At 63.3% G+C, this 26090-nt stretch carries 23 protein-coding genes; 8 read left to right on the top strand and 15 right to left on the bottom strand.

Annotation, left to right across the window (positions count from 1 at the left end; all coding sequences use genetic code 11):
• Positions 1–3: 3 nt before the first annotated feature.
• From H2LOC_RS07940 to H2LOC_RS07915, 6 genes are all read left to right on the top strand, one after another.
• Positions 4–978, top strand: coding sequence for an HlyD family secretion protein (locus H2LOC_RS07940; protein ID WP_136495910.1), 975 nt, complete (start codon positions 4–6; stop codon positions 976–978).
• On the top strand, positions 975–1910 hold the full coding sequence (locus tag H2LOC_RS07935) for an ABC transporter ATP-binding protein (protein WP_136495909.1): 936 nt from the start codon (positions 975–977) through the stop codon (positions 1908–1910). The genes H2LOC_RS07940 and H2LOC_RS07935 overlap by 4 nt, the downstream gene beginning before the upstream one ends.
• Positions 1907–3067: an ABC transporter permease gene (locus tag H2LOC_RS07930; RefSeq protein ID WP_136495908.1), complete on the top strand. Its 1161-nt coding sequence runs from the start codon at positions 1907–1909 to the stop codon at positions 3065–3067. Before H2LOC_RS07935 ends, H2LOC_RS07930 begins: the two co-directional genes overlap by 4 nt.
• 86 nt (positions 3068–3153) lie before the next feature.
• Entirely contained in the window at positions 3154–3363 is a 210-nt protein-coding gene (locus tag H2LOC_RS07925; RefSeq protein ID WP_136495907.1) for a hypothetical protein, read from the top strand.
• A gap of 282 nt (positions 3364–3645) precedes the next feature.
• Entirely contained in the window at positions 3646–3828 is a 183-nt protein-coding gene (locus H2LOC_RS07920) for a hypothetical protein (RefSeq protein WP_136495906.1), read from the top strand.
• Between the two features lie 26 nt (positions 3829–3854).
• Positions 3855–4286, top strand: coding sequence for a hypothetical protein (locus H2LOC_RS07915; RefSeq protein ID WP_136495905.1), 432 nt, complete (start codon positions 3855–3857; stop codon positions 4284–4286).
• A 16-nt stretch (positions 4287–4302) separates the two neighbouring features.
• Here H2LOC_RS07915 and H2LOC_RS07910 read toward each other — a convergent pair whose 3' ends face one another.
• The 9 genes from H2LOC_RS07910 to H2LOC_RS07870 all read right to left on the bottom strand — a co-directional run bounded on the left by H2LOC_RS07910 (position 4303) and on the right by H2LOC_RS07870 (position 16213).
• Positions 4303–4791, bottom strand: coding sequence for a TOBE domain-containing protein (locus H2LOC_RS07910; RefSeq protein WP_136495904.1), 489 nt, complete (start codon positions 4789–4791; stop codon positions 4303–4305).
• A gap of 90 nt (positions 4792–4881) precedes the next feature.
• Positions 4882–7062: a TonB-dependent receptor gene (locus H2LOC_RS07905; protein ID WP_246207071.1), complete on the bottom strand. Its 2181-nt coding sequence runs from the start codon at positions 7060–7062 to the stop codon at positions 4882–4884.
• Positions 7063–7092: 30 nt separating this feature from the next.
• The gene (locus H2LOC_RS07900; RefSeq protein WP_246207069.1) at positions 7093–8409 is read right to left on the bottom strand and encodes a di-heme oxidoreductase family protein; all 1317 of its coding nucleotides are present in this window, start codon (positions 8407–8409) and stop codon (positions 7093–7095) included.
• Positions 8406–9722 (bottom strand): ABC transporter substrate-binding protein, encoded by a 1317-nt coding sequence (locus tag H2LOC_RS07895; protein ID WP_136495901.1) that lies wholly within the window; start codon positions 9720–9722, stop codon positions 8406–8408. The genes H2LOC_RS07900 and H2LOC_RS07895 overlap by 4 nt, the downstream gene beginning before the upstream one ends.
• Positions 9723–9918: 196 nt before the next feature.
• Entirely contained in the window at positions 9919–10710 is a 792-nt protein-coding gene (locus H2LOC_RS07890) for a TOBE domain-containing protein (protein WP_136495900.1), read from the bottom strand.
• Between the two features lie 202 nt (positions 10711–10912).
• Positions 10913–11146, bottom strand: a complete 234-nt coding sequence (locus H2LOC_RS07885) for a hypothetical protein (RefSeq protein ID WP_136495899.1) — start codon at positions 11144–11146, stop codon at positions 10913–10915.
• A gap of 50 nt (positions 11147–11196) precedes the next feature.
• Entirely contained in the window at positions 11197–14652 is a 3456-nt protein-coding gene (locus H2LOC_RS07880) for an ATP-binding protein (protein WP_136495898.1), read from the bottom strand.
• Positions 14649–15899 (bottom strand): metallophosphoesterase family protein, encoded by a 1251-nt coding sequence (locus tag H2LOC_RS07875; RefSeq protein WP_136495897.1) that lies wholly within the window; start codon positions 15897–15899, stop codon positions 14649–14651. The genes H2LOC_RS07880 and H2LOC_RS07875 overlap by 4 nt, the downstream gene beginning before the upstream one ends.
• Before the next feature lie 17 nt (positions 15900–15916).
• The gene (locus H2LOC_RS07870) at positions 15917–16213 is read right to left on the bottom strand and encodes a DUF6156 family protein (protein ID WP_343040077.1); all 297 of its coding nucleotides are present in this window, start codon (positions 16211–16213) and stop codon (positions 15917–15919) included.
• Between the two features lie 283 nt (positions 16214–16496).
• On the opposite strand from H2LOC_RS07870, the gene H2LOC_RS07865 reads away from it, so the two are divergent.
• The gene (locus H2LOC_RS07865) at positions 16497–18215 is read left to right on the top strand and encodes an OprO/OprP family phosphate-selective porin (RefSeq protein ID WP_136495895.1); all 1719 of its coding nucleotides are present in this window, start codon (positions 16497–16499) and stop codon (positions 18213–18215) included.
• A 158-nt stretch (positions 18216–18373) separates the two neighbouring features.
• On the opposite strand, the gene H2LOC_RS07860 is transcribed toward H2LOC_RS07865, so the two are convergent.
• Positions 18374–20119, bottom strand: coding sequence for an outer membrane protein (locus H2LOC_RS07860; protein WP_136495894.1), 1746 nt, complete (start codon positions 20117–20119; stop codon positions 18374–18376).
• A 281-nt stretch (positions 20120–20400) separates the two neighbouring features.
• Between H2LOC_RS07860 and H2LOC_RS07855 the strand changes: the two genes are divergently transcribed.
• Positions 20401–20622 (top strand): hypothetical protein, encoded by a 222-nt coding sequence (locus tag H2LOC_RS07855; protein ID WP_136495893.1) that lies wholly within the window; start codon positions 20401–20403, stop codon positions 20620–20622.
• A gap of 674 nt (positions 20623–21296) precedes the next feature.
• On the opposite strand, the gene H2LOC_RS07850 is transcribed toward H2LOC_RS07855, so the two are convergent.
• From H2LOC_RS07850 to H2LOC_RS07830, 5 genes are all read right to left on the bottom strand, one after another.
• A complete protein-coding gene (locus tag H2LOC_RS07850) occupies positions 21297–21863 on the bottom strand; it encodes a hypothetical protein (protein ID WP_246207067.1) in 567 nt (188 codons plus the stop codon).
• 357 nt (positions 21864–22220) lie between these two features.
• Positions 22221–22922, bottom strand: a complete 702-nt coding sequence (aqpZ, locus tag H2LOC_RS07845; protein WP_136495891.1) for an aquaporin Z — start codon at positions 22920–22922, stop codon at positions 22221–22223.
• A 199-nt stretch (positions 22923–23121) separates the two neighbouring features.
• Positions 23122–24003 carry a gluzincin family metallopeptidase gene (locus H2LOC_RS07840; RefSeq protein ID WP_136495890.1) on the bottom strand — a complete coding sequence of 294 codons (882 nt, stop codon included), beginning with the start codon at positions 24001–24003 and terminating at the stop codon, positions 23122–23124.
• A gap of 190 nt (positions 24004–24193) precedes the next feature.
• A complete protein-coding gene (blaOXA, locus tag H2LOC_RS07835) occupies positions 24194–25009 on the bottom strand; it encodes a class D beta-lactamase (RefSeq protein WP_136497031.1) in 816 nt (271 codons plus the stop codon).
• A gap of 275 nt (positions 25010–25284) precedes the next feature.
• Complete coding sequence (locus tag H2LOC_RS07830; RefSeq protein ID WP_136495889.1) at positions 25285–26052, bottom strand: class I SAM-dependent methyltransferase; 768 nt, start codon at positions 26050–26052, stop codon at positions 25285–25287.
• Between the last annotated feature and the right edge of the window lie 38 nt (positions 26053–26090).

The raw sequence follows: 26090 nt of genomic DNA, 5'->3' as shown, positions 1-26090 counted from the left end.
GCCATGAAGCGCGCCGCCGCCGCGGTTGTCCTCGGTCTTGCGATCCTGTGGTTCGTCTTCGGCGGCGCCCGCCCCGAGGACGGCGCCTATCTCGGCTATGTCGAGGGCGATCTGCTTTACATCGGCCCCATCGAGGGCGAGCGGCTCGGCGCCCTCTCGGTCGAGTCCGGCGATCAGGTTGCTGCCGGGGCTCTCCTCTTTGAGATGGAAACCCCGCTGCTGGAGGCCCAGCGGCGCGAGGCCGCCGACCGCATCTCGCAGATGCGGGCCCAGCTCGAAAATCTCCAGGCCGCGCTCAACCGGCCGCAGCAGGTCGCGGTGCTGGAGGCGACGGTCGAGCGCAGAAAAGCCGAGCTGCTTCTCTCGCAGCAGAATTTCGAACGCCAGAAGATCCTCTATGCGCAAAAGGACGTCTCCAAGGCCACCTTGGACAACGCCCAGATGGCGCTCTCGCGCGACGAGGCCAACCTCAAGGAGGCAGAGCGCCAGGTCGACGCCGCCTTGCTCACCGGCCGCACCCAGGAGATCAGGGCCGCCGAGGCCGCGATGCAGCAGGCCGGCTCCGCGCTCAATCAGATCAAAATCCGCATCGAGCGCCAAAGGGTCCATGCGCCGGCGGCGGGCGTGGTGCAGGAGGTGTTTTTCAGGCGCGGGGAGACGGTGACGGCCGGCCAGCCGGTGTTGAGCCTGCTTCCGCCGGAAAACCGTAAGGCGCGCTTTTATGCGCCGCAGGCGCGCCTCGCCCGGTTCAGGCTCGGCGGGCGCGTGCGCGTGGCCTGCGACGGCTGCGCCGACAATCTGTACGCCAAAATTTTCTATATATCCGGGCGCGAAGAATTCACCCCGCCTGTGATCTTCAGCGACGACGAACGGCAGAAGCTGGTGTTCAAGATCGAGGCGCGCATGGAGGGCGCAGCGACCGAGCTGCCGCTCGGCCTGCCTTTGCGCATCTATCCCCTGGCGCAGGCGGCGAAATGAGCGCGCCCGCCCCAGACGTCGTCATAGAGGTCGAAGGGCTGACCAAGGTCTTTGGAACCAGGAAGGTCGTCGACAATCTTTCCATGCGCGTCGAACGCGGCATGATCTATGGCTTCCTCGGCCCCAACGGCAGCGGCAAGACCACGACGATCCGCATGCTGTGCGGGCTTTTGACCCCCGACGCCGGACGCGGCTCGTGCCTCGGCTACGACATCCTGACCCAGCAGGACGAGATCAAGCGGCGGGTCGGCTATATGACTCAGAAATTCTCGCTCTACGCCGATCTCACCATTCGCGAGAATCTGGAGTTCGTCGCCCGCATCTACGGACTCGCCGATCCGGTCGCCGCCGCGGCCGCCGCGCTGAAACGGCTGGGCCTGCTTGATCGCGCAGGCCAGCTCGCCGCCGAACTCTCGGGCGGCTGGAAACAGCGCCTGGCGCTCGGAGCCTGCACTCTGCCCGATCCCGCCCTGCTGCTGCTCGACGAGCCTACCGCCGGCGTCGACCCCAAGGCGCGCCGCGATTTCTGGGACGAGATCCACCACCTCGCCGCGCGCGGGCTGACGGTGCTGGTCTCCACCCATTATATGGACGAGGCCGAACGCTGCCACAGGATCGCCTATATCGCCGGCGGACGCCTGCTCGTCACCGGGACGATCGGCGAGATCATCGCCGATGCGGGGCTGACGACCTATGTCGTCACGGGGCCGCAGCTCGATGAGCTATCGCAGAAACTGCAAAAAACGCCCGGCGTCGAAATGGCGGCCCTGTTCGGCTCCGCGCTGCATGTCTCTGGGCGCGACGCCGCGCTGCTGGCCAATATTGCGCAACAATTCGGCGCAGGGGCGCCGCAGCGCTGGACGCCGGGCGAGGCGACTCTCGAAGACGTGTTCATCGATCTGATGATCCGCGCCGGGGGAGCGCCGCTATGAGCGGGGCGGGAGCGCCGCTTACCGGCTATCGCGCCGCGCTTCAGCGCCTCTATGCGGTTTTTCTGAAGGAGTTTCTCCAGCTGCGCCGGGACCGCGGCACCATGGCGATGATCGTGTTCATTCCGCTGATGCAGCTGATGCTGTTCGGCTATGCGATCAACACCGATCCCAAGCATTTGCCGACGGCGCTCCTGGTCCAGGACGACGGACCGCTCGCGCGCAGCGTAGCGGCGGCCTTGCGCATGACCGATTATTTCGCGATCAAGCGCGCAGCAAAAAGCGAAGAAGACGCGGATCGCATGATCCGTTCCAACGAGGTGCAGTTCATCATAGAAATTCCCGCGGACTTCGACCGTCGCCTCGTGCATGGGGACAGGCCCGCCGTGCTGCTCATCGCCGACGCCACCGACCCCACGGCGACGGTGGGCGCCGTCGCCGGCGCCAATGGCGCAATGGCGGGCGCGCTAAGCCGGGAGCTGACCGGGCCCCTCGCAAGGCTCGCCCAGGGCGCGGCGCCGTTCGAATTGCGGGTGCAGGCGCGTTACAACCCGGCCGCGGAAGCGCGGCGCAATATCGTGCCGGGCCTGATCGGCACCATATTGACCATGACCATGCTGATCTACACCAGTCTCTCGGTCACGAAGGAAATCGAACGCGGCACCATGGAGACTCTCCTTTCGATGCCGGTGCGGCCCGTGGAGATCATGCTCGGCAAGATATTGCCCTATGTCGCGGTGGGCGCCGTTCAGATGACGATCATCCTGCTCGTCGCCACCCTGTTCTTTCATGTGCCGATCATGGGCTCGCTGGCGACGCTCATTCCCCTGACGCTCCTGTTCATCGTCGCCAATCTTTCGATCGGTTACACATTTTCAACCATCGCCAGCAACCAGATGCAGGCGTTTCAAATGTCCTTCATGTTTTTCCTGCCGAGCATGCTGCTCTCGGGATTTCTCTTTCCCTTTCGCGGCATGCCGGATTGGGCGCAGGATATCGGCGCGATTCTGCCGCTGACCCATTATCTGCGCATCGTGCGATCCGTAATGCTGAAAGGTTCGGGCTTTTCAGATCTTTCGACGGACACCGGCGCTCTCGCGCTCTTCACTCTCGCGGCCATGACCCTCGCCATCAGCCGGTTTCGACAGACGCTCGACTGAACCCAGAATGGAAATGTCAATCTCTTGACGCAAGTTCCTTCAAAGCTCACCATATCAAGGTATTCAGCGGAATTAAGGAGGTGAACATGAGCGCGTTGGAGGCGCTGCCCTGGCAAATATCGTTTGCGGCCGGCAACATAAAAGAATACTTGCGTGAAGCGAAAGAAGCACGGAAACTCGATGAGGCTATTACAGCTCTCGCCAAGATTGACACTCAAGTGGACGCCCTCATCGAGGCGGCATTGACGGCATGTGCCGAGCCTGAAATTGAGGAAATCGGAACCGAAGGGCTGTGAGAGATCAGCGGGTTTCCTGTTGCATTGAGTTCTAAATACTTGGCGTCTTTCAAATGATACTCTATTGTTGCTTCGTTCTGTTTTTATGGCGCCGTTGACGGCGAATGCTCTGGAAAAAGGCCAACCGGGCCGAACACAAACCCCGTCACCGCGAAGAAAATTGCACTTGGCGCGCGTTCCGCGCCTGTGGAATCATGGCCCCGGGATGATTGCCGTCGAGGCGTATTTCGGTCGCAAAAATCCGTAAAATTCGGGGCGGACGCCCCTTGAGGAAACGGTCCTATGGAAAAACGCAGCGTCAATCTATGGCTCGCGGCTCTGATCGGCTTGTTCTGCTGCTACTATCTCTGGTCCTTTTTCGTTTCCAGCCGATACCAGGCGCTCTGCAACATGACCTATTGGTTCGCGACACCCGCCCAGGTCGAAAGCTGCAAGGAAATCAAGTCGGAACTGGACAACAGATAACCGGCGGCGCAGGAGGAACGGAGCCGATGAGGACGAACGCCAGTCTGATAATAGCGTTTCTCCTGCTTTCAGGACGACTCGCCCTCGCTGAGGAAATTCACCTCGATTGCGCGCGCACCAACCAGACCGTCATGGTCGACGTCGACACGAACCGCCGCTTCATGCAGCTGATGTGGGGGCAGGGGGTCGCCGAAGAGTATCAGAACGGCGAATCTTATATCTCGGGTCCCGACGCCTTCGGCGAAAAGCAGAAGGTCACCTATGTCCTTTCGGTGGATAAGGATGTCGTGACTTTCGGTCAGGATCGCGCCTGTCTGCAGAGCGGGAGCAAACATCCTTGCGCGGAGAAGAAATCGCGCAACACGCTGGATGTGAAACGCGGCGAGCTCAGATACGACGACGGCGACGAGATCGCGATCCTGCATTGCGTTCCCGCTCCGCCGGGAAGGCAATTTTAGTTCGGGCGGAGAAGGCCTATCGCCCGGTCGGTTCCGGCTTTCCCGGAACCGCGCGAGGCCAGCGGCGCGGCCGGGGAAGCCGATCGGAAAAGACTGCGCCTTCGCCCACCGCCACCGTCTTGATCATCGCCCATGCGCGCAGGCCCGGCTCCAGCGCCAGGCGCTCGACAGATTCGCTGGTGACGAGCGCGTAGAGCCGCACCGAGCCGAGATCGAAAGCGACGCGCACGAAGGGAAGCTGCAAGGGCGCGACCTCCACTATGGTTCCCGGCAGGCGATTGGTGATCGAAACATCCATCGGCCGTGAAAGGGCGATGGAGACGTCGCGTGCGTCGATGGCGATTCGAATGCCGGCGCCGATGGGAGCCTCGACCAGAGGAACGCGCAGCTCGCCGTCGCCGATGAACAGAGTCGAAAGTCCGTAATGGGCGTCATGGCGCAGCACGCGCGCATCGAGCGTCGTGACGGCGTGGGGCGGCTGCTCTTTTGCGCGCAGGATCGGCATATCCTCGGGCAAGCGAAAACCGGACCAAATGCGAGCGCCTGCTCCGCAATGCGCCGCGCGGAGACTGCTCCCCGCGCGGCGGCAGAGGCGTCAGAACGTCGCTTTCACGCCGAGGTAGAGGCTTCGGCCCGGTTCGGGATAGCCCCAGGTGAAGGTGTAGCCCGTATCGAAGAGATTGCGCACGCCGGCGGAAATCTTGAGATTTTTGTTCACCTGATATTCCACATTGGCGTTGACCTTCACGAAGGCGCCGGTGCGGTAATAATAGGGCAGGCCGATGTCCGTCACCGTCCAGCGCGAGCCGCTGTATTCGATGCTCGGCGTAAGCGTCAGCCCTTCGATGGGACGATAGCCGACGAAGGTCAGTATTTTGAGGTCCGGCACGCCGATTGGCTGGAAGTTCAGAATATAGGGCGCGTAGACATGCCTGTGTTCGACCGAGAGATTGCCGCCGATCGACAGATCGTCCCGCACGGCGTAATCGGCGGTGATTTCGCCGCCGAAATATTGGCCGTCGCCGACATTCTGGCTTTGCGTGACGCCGGCGCCGTATTGCGGAACCGGCACGGACTGAATCAGATTGCGGATGATGTCGTAGTAGACGTCGACCGTGATCTTGCTGCGCGGCGCGAAATTGCTGGCCCAGCCGAGATCGAAGTTGATCGCGCGCTCGGGCGCGAGAGCGGGATTGGAGGTCGCGCCGCCGAACTGCGTGCTGAAGCGCTCGAACAAAGTGGGGAAGCGTTCGCGATCGGAGACGTTGAAATGCACGTTGTCGGTGTCGTTGTAACGATAGACCGCAGCGCCCTGGAAGTTGGGGGCGGTGCCGTCGTTGACGGGATAGTTGACGACTCCGAACGGGTAGGGCGACGTTTTTGAGGGAAGGTTCGAGTTGAAGTCCTGCGCCTGGCGCAGGTGACGCCAGTCGTAGCTGAAGCCTTGCACCAAGTCGATCTGCGGGATCGGATGGTAAGTGTTCTCCAGCGCGATCGAATAGACGTCTTCCAGCGACGTCGTGGTCGGCTGGGTATAGCAGACGACATTGGGGATGCAGCTCGAGATCCCCTTGAAAGCGAAATACTGCTGGGAAGGATGGTGGCCGTCGAGGCGGTATTCGAGACTCGTCTTGAGAGTGTCGACGCCGGCGATTTCGGTTCCGGCCTCGATCGCCGTGCCGAGCGCATAGTCGTTATAGACGCTGTTGAACGCCGCAGGGGTGTTCTGCAGGTTCATGTAGATGTTGCTATAGGAGTCGAGGCTGTTGTCGAACGTGTTCCAATAGCCCTTGAGCTTCACATAGGAGGCGTCGCCGACCTTGGTGTTGGACAGGAAGTAGAGGCTCTGGGTGTTCCAGAAGGGCCAGGTCCAGTATTTTTGCGCGGAAAGCGGGTCCACGACATTCAGGGGCGCGCCCTTCTTGCCCTCCTGATGATTGAAGGTGAGCGAATATTCGTCGGTTGCGTTGGGCGTCAGAGCGACTCGCGCGCTCAGGTTCCAGTCATATGTTCCGGTCTGGTTGCGGAAACCCCAGCCCTGGACGTTGGTCGACTGGAAGCTGTCCGGCAGCATCCATCCTTTTTCGTCGCGCCACACGCCGCTGAGCTGAGCGTAATAGCCCTGCTGCTTCGTGCCGACATAGGCCGAGTTCATCACGCCTTCATAGGTGCCGTCGCGGCCGAAATCCAACCGCGAGCGGGCGTCGATGTCGATTTCCTTGGTCGGCTTGCGCGTGACGATATTGATGAGGCCGCCCATCGCTCCCGGTCCGTCGAGCACCGACACATAGCCCTTGGAAATCTCGATCGCGGCGATGTTGGGCGTGTCGAAGCGGGCGAAATCGAGCCGATTGTCCTGCGGCAGATAGACCCTGATCCCGTCGACGGTGATCGGAACCTGCCAGCGGTCGAAGCCGCGCACATAAATGTTTTGCTCGTTGCGCGCAGAGCCGGTGGTGTTGCTGTTGACGCCGGCGGCGAGATTGACCGCCTGATCGAGGGTTTCGGTCGCGAAGGTTTCGGTCTGGCGGTTGCTGATCGAGACGCCGCCGTAGTTATCGGTCTTCTGGCGCGGGGCGGGACCGTTGTCCGCGTTCTTGTTCTCGTCGGGCCGCAGCGTGACGGCGCCCTTCTGTTCGCCCACCGCGCTTTGGCCGAGCTGGAACGGCTGAGTTTGACCGATGTCGATGTCGGGCAGCGCTTCCTGCGCGACGGCGCCGCCGGAAATGAAAGCCAAGCTCAAGCTTTTGGCCAGAATCGTAGTACGTTTGAGCATTTTCATGCGCTCAGCCCCTGGAGTGCAGTTTCAGAGTGAATTGAGAAAGGCGAGCAGCGCCTCGCGTTCGCCGCTGGAGAGCTTGCGAAAGGCGCTTGCCGCCGCCTGTGCCTCGCCCCCGTGCCAGAGGATGGCCTCCGTGAGGCTGCGGGCGCGGCCGTCGTGCAGATAGTCGCCGCCGTCGCCGAACTTTCCGGCGAGGCCGAGGCCCCACAGCGGCGGCGTGCGCCACTCGCGCGGGCCGGCGAGGAAGTCGGGGCGGCCGTCGGCGAGATCTTCGCCCATGTCGTGCAGCAGCAGGTCGGTGTAGGGATGAATTTCTTCGCCCTCCACCCCGGGCAGCGACGAAAGGGCGGCGAGCGTGAAGCTTTCGCGATGACAAGCGGAGCAGCCGCTGGCCGCAAAGAGCGCTTCGCCCTGTCTCACGCCAGCGTCCTCCGCGCCGCGCCGCGCGGGAGGGGCCAGCGCCCGGATGTAGAGAAGAACCGCGTCGAGTTGCGCTCTGGAAAGCTCGATATTGCGGTCGTTTTTTGCGGCCGCGAGGCAGGCGGTTTCAGCCCCGGTGCAGGTCGCTCCCGGAAAGAGGCTCGAGCTGATCCCGATATCCTCGGCGAAAGCCCCGGCGATCTGTTGTTCCAGGCTGGGCTGATTGGCCTTGAGGCCGAATCGCCCGAGCTTCACGGCGCCGGACGCGACGTCGAAAACGTAATTGGCCTTGCCCCCGTTTTTCGTCCCTTCGACAATCTGTTTCTCGGGCACGGCCTCCAGAAGGCCCAAGCCGAAAACGGGCGGGGCGTTGCGCAGCGAGGTCATCGCCGAAGCGCCCAGAGGCCCGTAGGCGAGATCGGTGACCGCGACCCGCGGGCGGCGCATCGGGACGGCCGTTCCGTCCGCGAGCGCAGTCTCGAAAAACGCGTAGGACAGAACCGCGCGGCCTTCTCCGGGGACGCCGGGTACGCCTTCCGGGTTGAGCTGGCCGCCATAGGCGGGATGGGGGGCAGGACCGCCATGAGCGTCGGCGCCCGGAACGGAGAGCCGCAGCACCATAGACCGGGCGACTCCGCCCGCATCCTCAGGCGCCGCGCCGCGCCCGTTCCTGGCGTGGCAGGCTATGCAGGACAGCCGATTATATAGCGGCCCCAACCCTTCGAAGTCCGGATGATCCTGCGACGGACCGATGACCCAGGCCTGGCGGAAGACGCCGCTTCCCTTGTGGAAGGTCTCGATTTGCGCGCCGCCCAGGGTCGCGAAAGGTTGGTTGAAGGCCTCGCCGCTCAGGATCGGATTTTCAAATCTCCCGGCCCCGGTCAGAACGATCAGCGCGCCAACGGCGAGAAGCCTTCTCACAGCGCGGCTCCCGCCAGAAGCTCCTTCGCCTTGGCGTGAGCGGCGTCGATTTCCGAGCGCCATTTCTGCGTAATCGCGGGATCGATCTTGTCCCGCGCGGCGTAGCTTTCGAGGAATGACGGATTGGCCGCGTCTCGTGCGGAAACCGGAACAAAACCGGCGAGACGACGCGCTTCGGCCAGGGCCGGAGGCGTCGCCTCGCCGGAGTGCTTCAGCTCCGCCGCATGAAGCTCTCGCCACAGGGCGGCGGTTTTCTCGCGCCGCTCTGTAATTAAAATATCAAACAGGCTGACGACCAGTCCCGGCCTGCGCCTCCCTATCTCGAGATCATAGGCGGCGATGGCGCCTTTCGGCAGCGTAAAGGGATCCACCAGCGCGGCGGGCTTGTCGACGTAGGCGTCTGGCCGGGCGGGATGGCGCGAGCTGCCATTCTCCATCATCAGCCTCTGGCCCTGGTTGGACAGCAGGAAATCCACGAAAGCTTTGGCGAGATCGGGGCGTTTGGTCGAGGCCGTGATCGCCACATGGGCGGGCAGAAAGGCGGTTTTCGCCGGATAGACGAAATCGACGGCGAGCCCGTTCGCGCGGGCCTGCGAGGCGAAGAAGTCTATAGAGAGACCGAGCGGCGCGCGGCCGTCGGTGACGTCCCGGGTCGGCAAATGGCCGGCGTCGAGCAGTTGCGCATTGGCGGCGATTTCGCTGAGCAGCGCCCAGCCCTTGTCCCAGCCTTCCGATTGCAGAACGATGTCGTAGAGGGCCGGAGAAAAGCCCACCTTGGCGGCGTTCGGCATGACGATCTGGCCGCTGTAGGCTGGCGAGGCGAGATCGCGCCAGCTTCGGGGCGCGTCGAGCCCGCGCTGCTTCAGCAGGGCCGGATTCGTCACGATCCCGTAGCCTGCGACGTCGTAGGCCTCGAAATAGCCGTCCGGATCGGAGAGCTGCAGATCCTGCAGTTTCCCGGGCAGCGCAGCGCGGTCCACCGCGATTTTGCGAAACGCCGAGCGCTCGCGCAGCATGAAGAAATTATTGGGGGAGGGCGCCCAATAGACATCGGCGCCGCTCTGGTCCGGCTTGACGAGATAATCGAGGGCGTCGCGCGTTTGCTTCCAGACGAATTGGATATGCGCGTCCGGGTGGAGCTTTTCGAACTCCTCCTCGTAGCGGATCGTCAATTCCTCTGGAAAGCTGGTCACGACCTGCAATGTGGCCGTTTGCGCGCCGGCGGGGCGAGTGAAGGCGGCCGAGGCGGCGAGAGCGCCGAGCAAGACTGATCTGCGGCTGGGGGTGTGAAGACGCTGCGCCTTCCGCCTCATCGTCGTATCTCCGTAATACATAACGATAAGTAAAGACGCCCCCAGACGGCCTGTCAATGAACGGGCGCCTGCGCAACGAGCAGAAAATGTTGAAATTTAAGCCTATCGGACGAATTTGGCGTCCGCTGTGGTAAAAATGTAACTTTTTTACATAGCGTTGCGTCGGACCGGCGACGCCGGGTCGCCGCCCCGCGGATCAGTCGACCGCGAGGATCACATTGGCGGGGCTGAAGCTCGCCACCGCCTCCACGCCTTCGGAAAGTTGCATGTCTTCGGCGGTCTGGCGCGCGATGACGGCGGTCATGGTCTTGCCGCCGCCGATGTCGAGCAGCACCTCGCAATTGCGCTCGGCGTCGATGCGCCGCCGCACAACTCCCTTGAACCGGTTGCGGCCGGCGGGTTTCTCGGGGTCGAAGGGTTCGAGGCTCACGAAAGAAGATTTCACCAGCGCGAGCGCGCGGCGGCCGGGGACGAGCTCCAATTCCTCGGTCGCCTCATTGGTCACGATGGCGTGGATGACGATCTCACCGGAGATTTTCAGCGTCACCTCGACGTCGACCGGCCAGCGCCGCACCGAGACGACCTCGGTCTGGAAGACGTTGCGGGTGGAGATTTTGATGCCGAGGCTCCAGAGCGCGAATTCGTCGTGGCCGGCGAGGCCTTCCTGAGCGATCAGCGAGGAGATGCGCGACATGCGCTCCTCCAGCCGGTGGAAGGTTTCGATGAGACGCCTGCCTTCCTCCGTGACCATGGCGCCGCCGCCGCTGCGGCCCCCGGCCTTGGTCACGAAGGCCGGGCTCGGCAGCAGATTGTTGATGGCGTCCACGGCGTCCCAGGCGGTCTTGTAGCTGAAGCCCGCGATTTTGGCGGCCTTGGTGATGCTGCCGTGTTCGGCGACCGCCTCGAGCAGCTTGATGCGGTCTCGCCCAACCAAGAGCCGCCCTTCGCTGCGCAGCGCCAGAAGGGCGTCGATCTTGTTGGCGGTCATGCGGCTGTTCTCCTTTAAGCCAATCCTGTCGTGATGTGGCTAGGTTGTGCGCCCACTCGATCGGTGGCGATTTCATCTCGATTCAGCTCCGCCGCCGCGCGGAAGCGCCGCATTGTAGCGGATTCGCGGCGATAGAGCGAAGCGTTATGCGTCCCGCGCCCGGAACCGGTTCGATGTCCGGAATATATGGCGCCGGTCGGGCTCATGGTTTCAGCAGATAGGAGCCGACTATCGCTGCTGAGACAGCCAGCAGCAAGGCCGTAAAATGCGCAATCCAGCCCCAATATTCGCGGGGCGATTCACCGCGCCTGATCCAGCGCTGGTTGGTGTAGAAAACGCCGGTCGCCAGCGCGATGGGAAGGTAGAGCGCCAGGCCCAACATCGCGAGCGCGCCCGGCCAGTTTTCCTGAAGGTGGCGCAGAAATCCGGGCGACATGACTCAACCCTTTCTTCGCTCGGACACCCCGGGCTAGAGCTGGACGAAGGCTAAAATTCGACCACGTCGATATCGGCGCCGGGGAGCCGCTGCGCGATCTCCGCGACATGGCGATGATGAGTGAAGAGGATCGCCTGCCGCTTGCGGCCGAATTCGGCCAGAAGGCCCAGTGCGCATGCGGTTCTCCGCTCGTCGAAGCTCGCCAGCAGATCGTCGCCGATAAAGGGCAGCGGCTCGGCGGCCCGCAGCTCCAGCAAAGCGAGGCGCAAGGAGAGAAAGAGCTGGTCGCGCGCGCCCTCGCTCATGCCCGACACCGGCACGCGGGCGCCGTTCTCCCGTATGCCTATGAGCGACGGGGCGTCGTTCTCGTCGAAATCGGCGCCGAGCGAAGCATAGGCCCGGTCCGTTGCGATCGAGAAGAGTTCCGAGGCCCGTTTCAGCAGCGGGTTCTGCACGGCGGCGCGATGACGCTCGATGGTTTGGGCGGCGAGGCGAGCCGCAGCGGCGCGCACCAGCCAGCGGGTGGCGATTTCGCCGAGCCGGACGCCCGCTTCCGCCCTTTCCAGGGCGGCTCCCGCCGCATCGCGGCCGGCCGAGAGGGTTTCGAGAGCCTTTTCGGCCTCGTGCTGCGCGGCGGCGGCGCGCTGGAGGTCGTCCAGGGTTTGCCGCGCGTCGATCTTCTGACGCTCGATGGCGCCGTCCAGCATGCCGAATTCAACATTGGCCTGTTCGTCGCGTAGTGCGGCCTCCTCCAGGCCGTCGGCGCTCTCGCAAAGGTCGCGCAGGGCGCGATCGAGTTCGTCGCGCAGGGAAAAGCGGCTTTCCAGGCGCACGAAACAAGGCGTCAGCGCGGCGTTCTCTTCCAGAGCCAGGGCGGCGCGAGCCTCTCCGACGACGCGCTGCGCCGTGGCGCTATGCTGCAGCAACTCGGCGCGTTTGCTGTCCCTGCGCCGGGCGGCCGTGCGCAGATCTTCGCGCTTGTCGCGCGCGCGTCGCGCATCGCCGAGTTTGAAGTAGAGAATATCGAGCGCATCGCGCCGCGGGCGGCCGCGCAGATCGGGCGCGGCCCGCTCGACCAGCGCCGCGGTCTTTTGCTCGAAAGCGGCGATGTCCCGCTGCATGGCGTGGATGCGATGATCGAGATCGCTCAGCCTGTCCTTCCGGGCCGGCACGCTCTGCCATATGGCGAGGGCGGCCTCCGCCTGCTTCGGCGTCGCCGCGCCGTCGAGGCCGACTGGCGCGAGGGCGGCTGGCCAGGCTTGCCTTACGTTTGCGGCTTCGGCCGTGGCCCCCGCGAGATCGCGCTCCGCTTTCTCCGCGGTTTTGCGCGCCTTGTCCCGCACAGCGACGCTGGCGCGGGTTTCGCTCCATGCCGCTTGCCGCCGGTCGAGCGCCGCGCGCGCCAGCCGGTAGAGCGCTTCGACGGGCGAAGGGTCGTCGCCGTCCCCGGTCATGTCGTTCAAAAGCCGCCTGAGCCCGCTGGCGCAGCTCTCCAACTTTTGCCTCAAGGCCTCGTTTTCATGCGCACGCTGTTCTATGTCGGCGCGGCGCTTCAGCATGTCTTCGACGCGCTCCAGCCAGCGCGCCATATTCCGGGGAGGCTTGGGGCTCACGCCGCTCGGCGCCCAGAGTTCCGCCCAGGATTGCAGCGCCTCCTCCCGGCGCCTCGCGACCTCTTCTCGCGCGGCCTGCGCCGACTTGTTCTCCAGCAGCTGGCGCCCGCGCCTTTCGCGCGCGGATTCATAACGGGCGGAGCGATCCGCGTCGGCCAGAAGAATGTCCGCCGCGGCGTCGACCGAGCGAATGGCTTCGCCTACGGCGGAAAAACATTCACGCCGCGTGGATTCGTTTTTATCGAGCGCGAGCCCGAGTCTCTGAAAAAGCTCGTCGCGGCGCCGGCGCTCTTCGCCGAGTTCCTCGCGCGTCGCCATCGCGCCGGCGAGGGAGAGCTGCGCGATCTCTTCTTCTATCCGCTGCAATGAAGCAGCGAGATCCCCGGCGCGCGCCGCAGCCTGTTTTTCCTCTTCGTCGAGCTGCGCGAAAAGCCGCCGGGAGGCCTCGATCTGGAGCGCGTCCGGCAATATGCGCCGGGCGAGTTGCTGCGGGTCGCCTCCGGGCGGGTCCAGGCGGTCCGCTTCCTCTTCGAGCGTTCTCCGCTCATGCGCCAGGGCCGCCTCGCTTCGCCGCAGCCGGTCGGCGTCGGCGGGAATGTCGGCGAAAACGCTCAACCGCTGTGATAGCGGCGCCGGATCGGTCGCCGCCTCGAGACCGGCGACCTCGGATTCGAGTTCCTCGAGTTCGCGCCGCGCGAGGCCCCGCGCCGCTTCGGCTTCGCACAGCGCGCGTTCGGCGGCGACGCGCTGGCCGACGAGTTCGCGCACCAGCGCCAGTTGCGGGGCGGTCGGCTGGCTGCCCAGCAGTTGCTCCTCGTCGGCGAGGCCGAGCTCCGCCGCGGCTTTGCGCAGGTCTTCGCGTGCGCCGCGCGCCTCGGCGAGCCGCTTCGGCAGGTCTTCTTCGTGCTTGAGCACGGCGCCGAGATCCTGCCGCAATCTTTCTATGTGCTCGCCTTGTTCCAGCAGAGTCTCGTCGACGTCGAGCGCGGCGGCCTCGGCGCCCGCCGCGGCGTCTTCCGCCTGCACCTGCGCGAGGTCCTTCTCGATCTGCGTCGCCTCGTCCTGCGCCCTGCGCCACCGGGAGAGGGTCTCGGCCTCGATTTCCGGCAGGTCGGCGAGGCCTGCGAGCTGTTCGCGAAGGATTGCGATGCGCGACAGCTTGGGGCGGGTGCGCTGGCTGCGGTGCAGGAGCGCCAGCTCCCGGCCTATGCGTTCATGTTCCGCCGTGAGAGTCCCGCGTTTCTCTTTGGCTTCATCGACGGCGCGCCGTGAGGCCTCGAGCGCCTCGGCGGTGACGATCGCGTCGCGCAGATGCGTCTCGGCGTCCTTGTATTGGTCGTAGGCGTCATAGAACGGCTTGCGGGAGCGGCGCGGACCGAAGAGTTCCTCCGCCTCGGCGGAAAGCCGCGCGCGCAGCTGCGCCAGCGCCGAGAGCTGCGCCGAGGAGGCGGCGAGCGTTTCGGCGAGACGCCCGCCTGCGCGCAGAAGCTCCCGCCCGCCCGCGCGCAGCGACTCCGAGGTCAGACCGAATTCGGAAAAGAAAATCTCGCGCGTGACCGAACCGAGCAAAGGCGCCAGCGGATCGGCGGCGAGCGGACCGTCGTTCTCGTCCAGCAGCGTGTTTTTGGCGCCTTTGCGCCGTCGCAGCGCAAGCTGTGACCCATCCGCGAGACGCAACTGCGCGCCGATGCGCAACGAAGTTTTGTCGTGCAGGAAATCATAGGCGGTGGTGTGGCCGAAGCCGAACAGAAAATCGCCGATGGCGTTGAGGGTGGAGGTCTTGCCGGCTTCGTTGGCGCCCACCACGACATGAAGCCGCGCCTGCGGCCGCAACTCGAGCGCGCGATCGGTGAAGGGGCCGTAGCGCTCCAGAAGCAGTCGTTCGAATCTCATGGCTCGCCGCTTCCCGAACGCAATTCGCCGAGCAGCCGGTCGCGCGCCTCCAGGGCGAGTTGCGCCAATCCTTCGGGGTTTCGCGGCGCGCCTTCGCGTAAGGCGGGCGGCAGTTTTTCTGCGATCTGCGCCGTAAGTTCAGCGAGAACTGCCGAAAATTCCGGGTCTTCCGAAGCGGCGGCGATGAGCGCTTCGACATCGAGAGCATCGCCTTCCGGATCGGCGCAGCGCGGGGCCGCTCGCGGGCGGGTGTCGAGCTTGAGCCGCTCGACCCAAAGCTCGCCCGAAATGCGAAAAGCGATGGCGCGCGCTTCCTCCTCGAGCTCCTCCCTGCGCGCGACCAGCCGCGCGTGAAGCGGAGTTTCTCCCCGCAGCGTCAGACGCGCCGCGAGCGGACGCCCTTCGGCGCCTGAATATTCCATGGCGAGCTGCGCCTCCATGCGCGCTGAAATTTCCGCCTCGTCTTCGCAGCCGGCGACATCGACGCTGGCGCTTGCCCAGCGCGCCGCGTCGAGCGCAATGCGCTGCGCTTCGACCACGCGGCCGTCGGAAACGGTGACGCGCATGGCGCCCTTGGCGCCCGTCTCGCGCACGTTGCGGCCCTGGATATTTCCCGGATAGACGACCCACGGATCGCGACAAACCTCCTCGGCCGCATGGACATGGCCGAGAGCCCAATAATCGTAGCCGAAGCGCGCGAGATCCTCGACCGTGCAGGGCGCATAGGATTCATGTCCGCGGGCCCCATCGAGCGCTGTGTGCAGGAGCCCGATATTGAAATAGCCTTCATGGCGCGGCGGATAGGAAGAGAGGAAATCCTTCGCGACCAGCCTTTCCGGAAAGCTACGGCCGTGCAGGCAGACGCGCAGTTCTTCGATTCGATGCGATTGCGCCGCCCGCGCGGAAAAAACTTTGGCGCTTTCCGGATAGGGCAGGGATCTCGACATCAGGCTGGCGGCGTCGTGATTGCCGTTCACGATGAATGTGGCGATTCCCGCCTGCTCCAGCCGCCCGAGCTGGCGAATGAAGAAAAGTCCCGTCGTCGCGTCTTTCCAATCCCCGTCGAAAATATCGCCGCAGACGAGCAGGAAGGAAGCTTTGGCGGCGATGGTTTCGTCGATCAGCGCCTCGACCGCCCGCCGTCCCGCCCGGGCGAACAGGGCGGCGATGGAGCGGTCCTTGACGCCGAGGCCGGCGAGCGGACTGTCGATGTGAAGATCGGCTGCGTGGATGAATGTGAAGGCCATGCGACGCCGGAAATCTCTCAAGCCTTCAGCTGTGAGCCGTTTTCGTCGAACAGAATTTCGGTGGGGTCGTCGTCCCCCATGCGGATCTGCGCCCGGGCCAGCGCGCCGCCGGGTCCGTATTCGTAACGATGCTCGAGCTCGACCTCGCCATAAACGAGCTTTTCGCAGCAAACGATCCGGTCGGACGAGTCGTAGAGAGCCCGAAAATAGGTGTTCCGGTTTTCGAGTTCTTCCGGATTCAGGGGGGACAGAAGTTTCAGTGGCAGCTTCACTCCGCTGTATGACAGGAAATAACGGTAACTCTCGGCGTTCAAGACGATCCTCCCCCCAAGCGCGCCGCCTTAAAAGGCGATGGACTTCCTGCGATGGAATGCGCCTGAGCTCTGATGATCTGGTTTTTCTCGCCGGCGCTTGCTCCACCTTAGCCTTTTTTCACCGTCATTCACATGATTTTCATGCCGCTGGGGCGAAGCGGCGCCCGCGCGCGGTCCTCGATTTATCCTAAATAAATGATTAAAATGCCTTTCATGGAATCGTTCTGGGGCGCCGGCGAAGCGCGGTTGGAAAGGCGGCGCGCAGGGCGGAATTGGAGCTCTGATGGCGCGTCGTAATTTATCGCAAGCATTTCTGATCGGGGGGGCGGCCTGCGCGCTGGGCGCAATTTCGCCGCCGGCGGTTCATGCCGAAGACCTTGCCGAAACCGTCAGGCTATTGAAGGCGCGCCTCGACGCCAATGAGGCGGAAACGCGCGCGCTAAAAGCCGAACTCGACGCCCTGCGGACCAAAAGCGCAGGCAAGAAGCCCGCCCCGGCGCGGCTCGTCCGTCGTCCGTCAGAGCCCGCGTCGCAAAGCGAGGCGCCGGCAAAGAGCGCTGCCGGGACGACTGTCGCTCCCGCACCCCTGCCGCTGCTGGTCAACCTCTCGCGCGGGTTGATGATCGAGACGCCGGATCACGCCAACAGCTTCAAGATCGGAGGACGCATTCTGGTCGATGGCGGCGGCTCGACCATGCCGGAACAGGGATACAGCAGCGTGGCGAATTTCCGCCAGGCGAGACTCGAGGTCGAAGGCAAGGCGCTCGAATATTGGAACTACAAATTCCAATATGACTTCACCGCCGGCAACACGACCAAGGTCGGCGTCGTCGGTGGCATCCGCGACGCCTATATCGCCTGGCGTTATCTCAATCCGCTGGTTTTGCAGGTCGGCCAGTTCTTCGAGCCGCAAGGCCTGGAATGGACGCAGTCGAAAAACACCACCGACTTTCTCGAGCGGGCGCTGCTGTTTTCAGGCCCCCTGCATCACATCGGCTTTGCCGCGCTCACTCACGGTGCCAATTGGAGCATCAAGGTCGGCGTCTTCACGACGAGCACGGTCGAAAGCTCTCTCGCTCCCGCCGATGGGACGCCGGTTGTCTTCGGAGTTCCGGAAACCGCCAATTGGGTCGCGACCGGCGGCGGGCAATATGTCGACATCGCCGGCAGGGCGACCTATGCGCCGATTATGGACGACCGCCGCCTGCTGCATTTCGGGGTCAGCGGGCGCTTCCATCGGCCCAACGACTCGACCGCCGCCAACGACGGCCTGCTTTCTCCAGGCGTCGGCGTGAAAACCGAAAGCAATATATTAAACGAGAATCTGCTCGGCGCGCCGGATCTCTCCTGCGGAGCGGTTTCGTTTTACGGCAACCCCGCGGTCGCAGGGAAATGCGTTCGGGATGCGCGGTTGTTCGGCGCGGAGTTCGTGGCCTCCTACGGGCCGGCGTCGTTGCAGGCCGAATATCTCGGCGCGCGCTTCGACCGCGACAATCTGGCCATCCTCACCGCCAATGCGGCGGGAAATTACGCGCCCGGGGGCTCGAGAGTCGATTTCAACGGCTATTATGTCTACGGGACCTGGTATCTGACGGGGGAATCGCGCGCCGCCGCCTATCAGGTCGACGGCCTCAATCCCGCGACCTTCGGCCAGATCAAGATCAACAATCCGCTGAGCGCCGGCGGTTGGGGCGCGTGGGAACTCGCTGCGAGGACAAGCGCGATCAACCTCGACAACGGCGCTTACGCCGGCTCTTATTTCGCCAACGTCCTTGCCTTCGCACAGGGCAATCCGGCTTTACAGAAGATGATCGGAAATTCCGGCGTGCTGGGGGGGCGCGAGCAGGACTTCACCCTCGGCCTGAACTGGTATCCCGATCCGGGTTTCCGCGTGATGATGAACTGGACGCGGGTGCTTCATCTCACCGCGCCCTGGGATCGCGCCTATCTCAACGGCGCGCATCCCAACACTGTGCTGATGCGCGTGCAAGCCGATTGGTGAGGCGCAGCAGGCGGCGGGCCTCTGCGCGTTCGGTTTCGCAGGCCCTGGATCGCGCCCTCGCGACGGCGTCGAGAAGCGGGTTATCCGCTTCGCCGCAAGATCGTGGCTTTCTGCGGCACGGACTTCAAAACGCCGCTCCGGTCGAGCGGAGTTTAAAATCAGAGTCGCAGGCTGATGCTGGTCACCGGGCCATGCAGAATAGCGTTCAAGCCGCTCGGCTGGCCCTTGATCGTTTGCGAATAGTCGACGCTGAGGGCGCGATAGCCGATCGAGCTGGTGAGCTTCAGGCCGCAGAACTCGAAATCATGGCTATAGCCGCCGTAGACTTGCCAGCTGAATTTGCTGCCGGCGCCGAAGCCGCCGATGTCGCCGCGCAATTGGAACTGCTCGCCGGGCGCGAATTCATGGCGCAGACGTCCGCCGATCACAGGGTCGATCCACTGGATATCGCCGGATTTGGCGATCGCCCAGGCGCCCAATTGATCGAGGCCGAGAAGCTGGGCGTTGGCGGCGCCGACGATGTCGAGCCGCATATTCGTGTTCAAGAACCAGTAGCGCAGGCCGGCATAGGCGTCCAATGCGGTGAAGGAATTCGGCGCGCCGAAGAATTTCCAGCGCGCAACCTCATAGCCGGCGCCGACTTCGGCGATCGCCAGCGTCAACTTCGTACGAGTGTCGGCGTTGGCGGCGACGCCGATTTCCGCGAAAGGCGAGCGCAATTGCGTCGAGGAACCGGAGGTTCGCATCTGCATCCAGATCAGATCGCCGTAAAAGCTGACCGGTCCGTTGCTGGCGTCGATCCGGCCGGAAAAGGCGAGCGGAAAGGTGCTGACTTTGTCCAGGAAGTCGATGAACGAATAATCGACTCCCAGGGTTTGGCCTTTCGCGGTCACGTTCCCGTTGAGGCCCATGGCCCAGGTATATTGGGTCAGAAGAACATTCCAGTCGCCAAACGCGGGCGCTGGAGCCGCAGCGAATTTGGGCTCCGCCAGCAGCGGCGTCGCGCCGGAGCCCGCGGTTTGAGGCTCGCTCCAGTCGAAGCGATAATTCAGGCCGGCGCGCACCACATGGCCGTCGAACCTTGTCGAAACCGAGGTGGCGTCGGCGACGCGCTGGGCTCCCATCAGCGCGCCCTGGAACGAAATCGGACTGATGTTGGCGTTGGTCAGCCCCATGGAGCCGAGGTCGTAATAAAGATATTCGAGCTTCGCGCTCAGGTTTCGCGTGAGCGCATATTCGACGCCGACGCCCGCGGTCCAGCCGGCGCGGTTTTCGAACGAGGCGCCTTTGGCTGTGTCGGAGGGGAACAGCGAGGGGACGAGATTCTGCCCGAAAGTGGCGCTCTCGTTGATTCCGCCATAGGCGAGGCCGCCTGTCGCGTAGACCAGCAGGTTGGGCAGCACCGTATAACCCAGGGCGCCGCGCACTGTTCCAAAATATTCGAGATTGCGGTTGAGCTTGGCTCCGGTGACCGCAAAAAAGGCGGGAGTTGGGGCTGGAACATAATTGGCGAGGCCGCCGCCGCCGCGCACGCCGTAGCCTTGCAGATCGGCCTCGATCCGCGCGACCCAGCGGTCGGCGAACTGCCAATTATAGCCTATGCCGCCGCCGGTGAAGAACCCGTCGAGATTGGAATTGACGACCCCCGATGCGCTGAGGGCCGAGGCAGCTCCCCAGCCCGCGAACGACTTGTCGTAGATATTCGCGGAGACGGCGTTGATCGATCGGCTCGGGGACCATGTGTAGCCGAAATCGGCGCCGATGTAGAGGCCGGTCCAGGTGAAGGCTGCAGGCGGGGCGGAGGGCGGCGCTTTGACCGAAGGCAGGTCGGCGGCCGCTGCCGGCTGGCAAAACAGCGCGGCGAAGCCGGCGAGAATTAAAAGAGATCCGCCACGCTGATACATTCCCGCTTCCCTGCTGTGAATATTTTGCGGACTGCCGATTCGCCGGGTTATAACAACTGCCGATTCGTCGCGTGCAAAACAGAAAGACGATGATTCAGACCTGCCGGCGTGTCAACGAACCCCTCGGCGCCCGGGGGCGGCGGCGGGGACTATTTCCGTGACTGTGCTATTTTTACCACGACGGGCTCGAGGCGCCATTGGCCGTCGTCCCGCCGCCCCCTCCGGTTCCCAATCGAATGCCCGGAAGATATGTTGGCCTTGGTCGGTTCGAGGATTCCAAAATGTTGCGCAGGTTCGCCGTTCTCCTTGCATTCGCCGGCGCGCTCGGCGTTGCGACCCAGGCCGACGCGGGTTGCCGTCACGGACGCCGGCGCGTTGCAGACTGCCGGCCGCATGACCGCCTGGTGTGGCATCCCGAACTGGGCGCCTATACCTATTGGGGCTGGGGCGCCTGCTGGAACTGGGATTTCCGCAAGGGCGGCTGGGTCTATATCTGCTATTAGAGCATGTTCCCAAAAAGTGCGAAGCGGGTTTTGGAAAAGAACATGCTCCGGCAATGAGATTTGGAGCGCGTTCGACTGCGTTTGAACCGAACCCGCTACAGAACGTGCCGAAACGGCCGCGATCGAGCGCTTCTTCTTCGAAAAATGGCGCGAATTCATAGGGCTGTCCCGCGTCTGCGATCGTCGGGGGGGTGCGCCGTCCGGGACGGCTGCGCGAAAGTCATTGGAGAGATTGGATTCTCGCCGGTTTCTTGTCGAAAAATCTCATGGGATGCGTCTTATATTTAAATAAAGCGGCGCTGTCTTTATTGACAAGAATCTCAAAATTACTTGGGCGCGGCATTTTGCTGCGGGCGGGAGTTGCTTAGAAGTGCATTGTATAACAATGATTTACTGTGGCGCGTAATAGTGACGCAGCCGAGCTTTATTGCACGTTACTCTTCGAAGGGGCAGCATTTCCCTGCGGCTAACAACCAAGACCGCTGCAATAAATTGGGGGAACTCACATGAAGGCTGCCCATTCTCCTGTGGAACTCGCCAAAGGCGTCGCCGTCGTCGTCGGCATTGCCGTTTTCTTCCTCGTCGTCATCCATCAGATCACGATGAGCCTGGGCTAAGACCCGACAGTTCAGGCCCCGGAAACCGCGCGGCGGTTTCCGGGCGCCGTTTCAAGCTCAAGCCGACGCGGCGCTCTTTCGCTTGCGAAGCTTGACATAGGCGAAGCCGCCGCCGACTGCGGCCACAAAAAGTCCGAAGCCTGCATAAGCGTATAGATCGGCGTTGTCGAGCAGGCCCACGGTGAAATGATGGCGACCGACATATTCCCTGGCGCCGTCGTCGCTCTTCACCCTCACGAGCAAAATATATTTATCAGCGGCGGCAAAGCTATAGTCGAAGTTCACCATGCCGTTGCGGTACTTTTCCGGCGGCAGTTTGAACACCGTATCCGCTTCGATATTTTCCTCCCCGTCCGGGCGGCCGCTGTCCCGCAGCACGCGAATGTCCCAGAGCATCTCGCGTAGCTCGGGATCTGGCGCGTCCAGTGCGATGACGGTGGAGCCGACGTCTCCGAGCGCATCGCAGACCCGGTCGATGTTTCGCTTCGGCTGCATCGCCACGAATTTCATCGACTTTCCGCCGAGCGAGATCGGGCATTCGGGATCGTAATAATGCCAGCCGGCGGCGAGCGCCGCACCGGGTGCGGCGGCGAAGAGAGCGAGGGCGGCGAGAGCGGACCGCATTGTTCTTGTCATTATCGAGCGCGCCGCCATCGACGAAACCTCCTGGCCTTAGCGTCACATGAAGACGCGGAGCGTCTGATCGAAAAAGTCCGCTGACTTTTTCGAAAAATGCGCTCTGAAGCGGGCCGCGAAGGTGCATTTTTTTGTGCAGTTTGGCAATCGCCTCCGAAAACGATTTCGCCTCCGACCCGGTTGGGACGGAGGCGTTCGCTAACCCTGCGCGGTAATGCGCACATCACACGGATTCCGCGAGATCGCTTCCTGATCCGCAGAAGCGACCGCCGCAAAAATCGCCGATCGGCATAGATTTTTGCGGCCAAGAATACGAACTGCCGTTCTAATCGAGCGGGTTTCGTATCAGTCCTTATCGGCCAGCGCGAAGCGATGGATGAGCCCGCCGAGCAGACCGCCGAGCAGCGGAGCGGCCCAGAACAGCCACAGCTGTTGCAGCGCCCAGCCGCCGACGAACAGCGCCTGGCTGGTCGAGCGCGCCGGATTGACGGAGGCGTTGGTGACCGGAATATCCACGAGATGGATCAGCGTCAGGGCGAGTCCGATGGCGATGGGAGCGAATCCGGCCGCCGCCCGGCTTTCCGTGGCCCCGAGAATGACCAGCAGGAAGAAGGCCGTCAGCACGACCTCCACCAGAAAGGCGGATTGCAGGGCATAACCGTTGGGAGAGTGCTCGTCATAGCCATTGGCCGCGAAGCCGTTGGCGAGCGAAAAATCGATATTGCCCTCGCAGATCTTGAGCAGAACGAAGGCCGCGGCTGTCGCGCCGAGAAGCTGGACCAGCCAATAGGGTCCGAGCTCTTTCCAGGAGAAGCGGCCGGCCGTCGCAAGGCCCAGAGACACAGCCGGATTGAAGTGGCCGCCCGAAACGGGACCGAAGGCGTAGGCTCCGGTCAGCACGGTGAGGCCGAAGGCGAGCGAAACGCCCGTGAAGCCGATGCCGAGCTGTGGAAAGCCCGCAGAGATCAGCGCGCTGCCGCAGCCGCCGAAGACGAGCCAAAAGGTTCCCAGAAATTCGGCGAAAAGCTTGCGTAGGAAGAGATGCATATTTGGGCCTCCAGAATCTTCGCTTGCGAACCCGGCAAGCCAACCCGACGGCGCAGTTGGGCGACAGTGGAAAAAGTCATGAATCGCCAACAAACTTTCGCGGGCGGAAAAATCCCTCGCCTCTTCGCTGCTCGTTCAGGCTAGCCGTTCGGCGCTCTTTCGCAAGTGAGAATTTGCGCGGCGGTTGGTCACGCAAACATCAAATCGGGGTAGCCGGCGCCGGGAGGCCGCCTTTTGGGCTGCTCCCAGGCGCGCCGGTCCCGGCGATCGTTTTGGCTATGAAGCGGGCGCGCGCGGCGGCGAGGCTTTCGGCGTAGCTCGCGTCGAAGGCCTGTCTGAAGCGCTCGCCCTCGAACAATCGGTTCATTAAGGCTTTGAACGCCTCGGGCTTTTCCTCGCGAAGAAAGACGACGAAGAGGCTGGCCTGTCTGTAAGCCAGATGCATGCGCGCGACATTCTCGTCTTTCTCGGAGCCGCGCGGCGGAGCGAGGCTGAAATTGGCGAAAACATTGGCTTCGTCCGGAGTGTCGATGAAACGGCCCTGCGCAATGGCGCGCTCGGCCTCCCGCGTCGAGACGCGCTGCGCGCCGCCGCCCCCGGAGGCCATCACCGCCAGTCCTTCGACGAACCAGACCGGAATGGCGAAATAGTCAGCTGCGCTGAGATTGCTGTGCAAGTGCTCATGTGAAAGCTCATGCGTCAGGTCGGCCTCGAGGTATGCGGAGTCCTCGCGCCAGAGGGCGGGCGAGAGCGTCACGCGATCGAAGAAGGTGACGCCGCGCGCCTTGGGTGTTCCAAGTCCGTTGGCCGCGGCATAGGCGTCGTCGTCGGCGAAGACCGTGACGGTGAAGGGCTTGCCGAATGGCCGCCCTTGCACGGCCTCGATGGTTGCCGCCGCTTGCGGCAGGAGCGCAGCCACCGCCGTCGCGTAAGGCGCGGCGCCGGGTTGGTAATGGATGCGCGGGTCCTGCGGCAGGGCCGGCAGTGTCTGGGGATCATGCAGGGCGGCGGAAACCGGACTGCAACCTGCGGCGGCGAAGGACGCCAAAAAAGCGAGCGCAAGAGGACGGAAACCGCGCATGGGAAATCTCCTCCCTAAAAATTGGTCTACGCGAAAAACATAATGTAAAACATTAAATAATACAAGTTGTGCATTTATTAGCGACATCATCGCGACCGCGAGCCAAAGGCGGAGCGAGCGGCGATCCATGACGATCGATACGACCCTGGATCGCCGCGTCGCTGCGCTCCTCGCAAAGACGGTCCGGCCGTCAGTCGGATTGGCTGTTTAATATGGACGGGAGTTCCTTCAGCAAGCCGTCGCGTGCGCGCAAACCCGAAGATTCCGCCTCTCGTTTTTCATCCTGAGTGAGGCGCGCGAACACAATTTTGCGTTGGCCTTTAATCCCCCAGCCGACGAACCAGCCATAGAAGTGAGCCTCATCCTGCGCGCCGCCGGGCAAGACAGGAGCGCCCGATCCTGTCTTGCCATGCAATTCCCATCCGGCGGGAGGCGCGTCGATGAGCGTGATTTTGCCGGTCATCTCATAGGCCGAAGCGCTCACAGGAAGCCGGCGATTGACGATTTTTTCAAGGAAGGCGATCTGCTCCAGCGGAGAGATTTTCAGCGAGGAGCTGAGCCAGGCCCGGGTCAGGCCGTTATCCTTGCCGGCGTCGCCCGAGGCGTCCTCATTGCCGTAGCCAAAATCCCTCACATATTTTGCGAACCGCTCCGGCCCCAGAGCTTGCGTGATTTGCTGGGAGAACCACACGACGGATTCTTTCATCCATTTCGCCGGGTCGGTCGCCTCGCGCCAGCTCGGCCTCCAATCGGGATAGCCTTGCTTGAAGGGGAGTCTGGGCGAATGCTCGTCTTTCAGAAATCCTGAATCAAAGCCCATCAGGCTGATCGCGATCTTGAACGACGAGGCCGGCGTGACGCGCTGGTCGCAATGTTCGCCGCGCTTGAAGAAGACCTTTCCCGTCTCGGCGTCGGCGAAGACGGTGCAGAGCTCGCGGGCTTCCGCCGCATGCGGCATGGAGAACAAGAAAAGAAGAGCGAAGGTTTTTTTCATGCGGGTTTCCATTGGGCTCGCAGTCATCGCGACCGCGAGCGAAAAGCGAAGCGGGTGGCGATCCAGGGGGATTAACATGGTTCTGGACTGCTTCGTCGCTTGCGCTCCTCGCGATGACGTTGTGGGCGAAAGGCGGGGTCGGGAAACCAACTCCCCCGCCCTGAGGAGCCCGCGGAGCGGGCGTCTCGAAGGGCGGGCCGCCGCGGTTCCTAAAACATCCTTCGAGGCTCTTTGCGGTCTGCAAAAGCGCCTCAGGATGAAGGCGGCGCGATTCCCTCAAAACCATATTATTCCTTCATCGCCACGATCATTGCTGTGTCCAGCTCAAAACTGCCATCCGCCTCGATGACAAAATAATCCACCACCTCCGCCGGCGCGCGCCGTTGCAGCGAGCGTATCGCCTCGACATGAACCGCCGGCGTGTTCATGCGCGAGACCCAGGAGGCAAACTCCAGGCGGATGCGAAATTGTGTCGTCTCCTCCACGAAAAATCCCGCCTTCGCCAGCATGGCGCGCCAGTCGTCAAGCGAGGGATTGCGCACATGGGAGGGGTCGCGCAGCAATTCGAGGGCTTGCAACCAGGTGTCGAGCAGCGGGTCTTCGGGCGCGATGGTGTCGATGAAGATCGCCATGCCGCCGGGTTTCAACACGCGGTGCATCTGCACGAGGCCGGCGGGCAGATCGCGCCAATGATGGGCGGAAAAGCGGGTCGCGGCTACATCGAATGATTCCGAAGGGCAGGGCAGGTCTTCCGCCGCGCCCTGTTTGGTCACGATGTTCTGCAGCCCGCGACGCAGGGCTTCCTCCGTCACAGTCGCCAGCATGTCGGGGGAGAGGTCATAGGCGACGACTTTCTTCACCAAAGGGGCCAGCCGAAAACTCACATGGCCGCCGCCGCAACCCATGTCGAGCGCGATCGCCTCCGGGCGCGGCCCGACGCGCTGCTCCAAAGAATCGAGGTCCTGGCCGGAGGCGTGAACGGCGCTGGCGAGATAGGCCTCTGCGCGCGGTCCGAATTGGCTGGCGACGACTTCGGTCTGGCTTTGGCGGGTCATGATCGGCTCCGTGAAAAGGGTTTCTCCCGCCATGATGG

Origin of the sequence: Methylocystis heyeri, assembly GCF_004802635.2 — a bacterium.
Lineage (GTDB): Bacteria > Pseudomonadota > Alphaproteobacteria > Rhizobiales > Beijerinckiaceae > Methylocystis > Methylocystis heyeri.
The sequence above is the reverse complement of the archived record's forward strand: the minus strand, read 5'-3'. Positions and strand labels throughout refer to the sequence as shown.

Coding starts and splice junctions, on each gene's coding strand:
- H2LOC_RS07940 (WP_136495910.1), top strand. CDS start 4: ATGAAGCGCGCCGCCGCCGCGGTTGTCCTCGGTCTTGCGATCCTGTGG.
- H2LOC_RS07935 (WP_136495909.1), top strand. CDS start 975: ATGAGCGCGCCCGCCCCAGACGTCGTCATAGAGGTCGAAGGGCTGACC.
- H2LOC_RS07930 (WP_136495908.1), top strand. CDS start 1,907: ATGAGCGGGGCGGGAGCGCCGCTTACCGGCTATCGCGCCGCGCTTCAG.
- H2LOC_RS07925 (WP_136495907.1), top strand. CDS start 3,154: ATGAGCGCGTTGGAGGCGCTGCCCTGGCAAATATCGTTTGCGGCCGGC.
- H2LOC_RS07920 (WP_136495906.1), top strand. CDS start 3,646: ATGGAAAAACGCAGCGTCAATCTATGGCTCGCGGCTCTGATCGGCTTG.
- H2LOC_RS07915 (WP_136495905.1), top strand. CDS start 3,855: ATGAGGACGAACGCCAGTCTGATAATAGCGTTTCTCCTGCTTTCAGGA.
- H2LOC_RS07910 (WP_136495904.1), bottom strand. CDS start 4,791: ATGCCGATCCTGCGCGCAAAAGAGCAGCCGCCCCACGCCGTCACGACG.
- H2LOC_RS07905 (WP_246207071.1), bottom strand. CDS start 7,062: ATGCTCAAACGTACTACGATTCTGGCCAAAAGCTTGAGCTTGGCTTTC.
- H2LOC_RS07895 (WP_136495901.1), bottom strand. CDS start 9,722: ATGAGGCGGAAGGCGCAGCGTCTTCACACCCCCAGCCGCAGATCAGTC.
- H2LOC_RS07890 (WP_136495900.1), bottom strand. CDS start 10,710: ATGACCGCCAACAAGATCGACGCCCTTCTGGCGCTGCGCAGCGAAGGG.
- H2LOC_RS07885 (WP_136495899.1), bottom strand. CDS start 11,146: ATGTCGCCCGGATTTCTGCGCCACCTTCAGGAAAACTGGCCGGGCGCG.
- H2LOC_RS07880 (WP_136495898.1), bottom strand. CDS start 14,652: ATGAGATTCGAACGACTGCTTCTGGAGCGCTACGGCCCCTTCACCGAT.
- H2LOC_RS07875 (WP_136495897.1), bottom strand. CDS start 15,899: ATGGCCTTCACATTCATCCACGCAGCCGATCTTCACATCGACAGTCCG.
- H2LOC_RS07865 (WP_136495895.1), top strand. CDS start 16,497: ATGGCGCGTCGTAATTTATCGCAAGCATTTCTGATCGGGGGGGCGGCC.
- H2LOC_RS07860 (WP_136495894.1), bottom strand. CDS start 20,119: ATGTATCAGCGTGGCGGATCTCTTTTAATTCTCGCCGGCTTCGCCGCG.
- H2LOC_RS07855 (WP_136495893.1), top strand. CDS start 20,401: ATGTTGCGCAGGTTCGCCGTTCTCCTTGCATTCGCCGGCGCGCTCGGC.
- H2LOC_RS07850 (WP_246207067.1), bottom strand. CDS start 21,863: ATGCGGTCCGCTCTCGCCGCCCTCGCTCTCTTCGCCGCCGCACCCGGT.
- aqpZ (WP_136495891.1), bottom strand. CDS start 22,922: ATGCATCTCTTCCTACGCAAGCTTTTCGCCGAATTTCTGGGAACCTTT.
- H2LOC_RS07840 (WP_136495890.1), bottom strand. CDS start 24,003: ATGCGCGGTTTCCGTCCTCTTGCGCTCGCTTTTTTGGCGTCCTTCGCC.
- blaOXA (WP_136497031.1), bottom strand. CDS start 25,009: ATGGAAACCCGCATGAAAAAAACCTTCGCTCTTCTTTTCTTGTTCTCC.
- H2LOC_RS07830 (WP_136495889.1), bottom strand. CDS start 26,052: ATGACCCGCCAAAGCCAGACCGAAGTCGTCGCCAGCCAATTCGGACCG.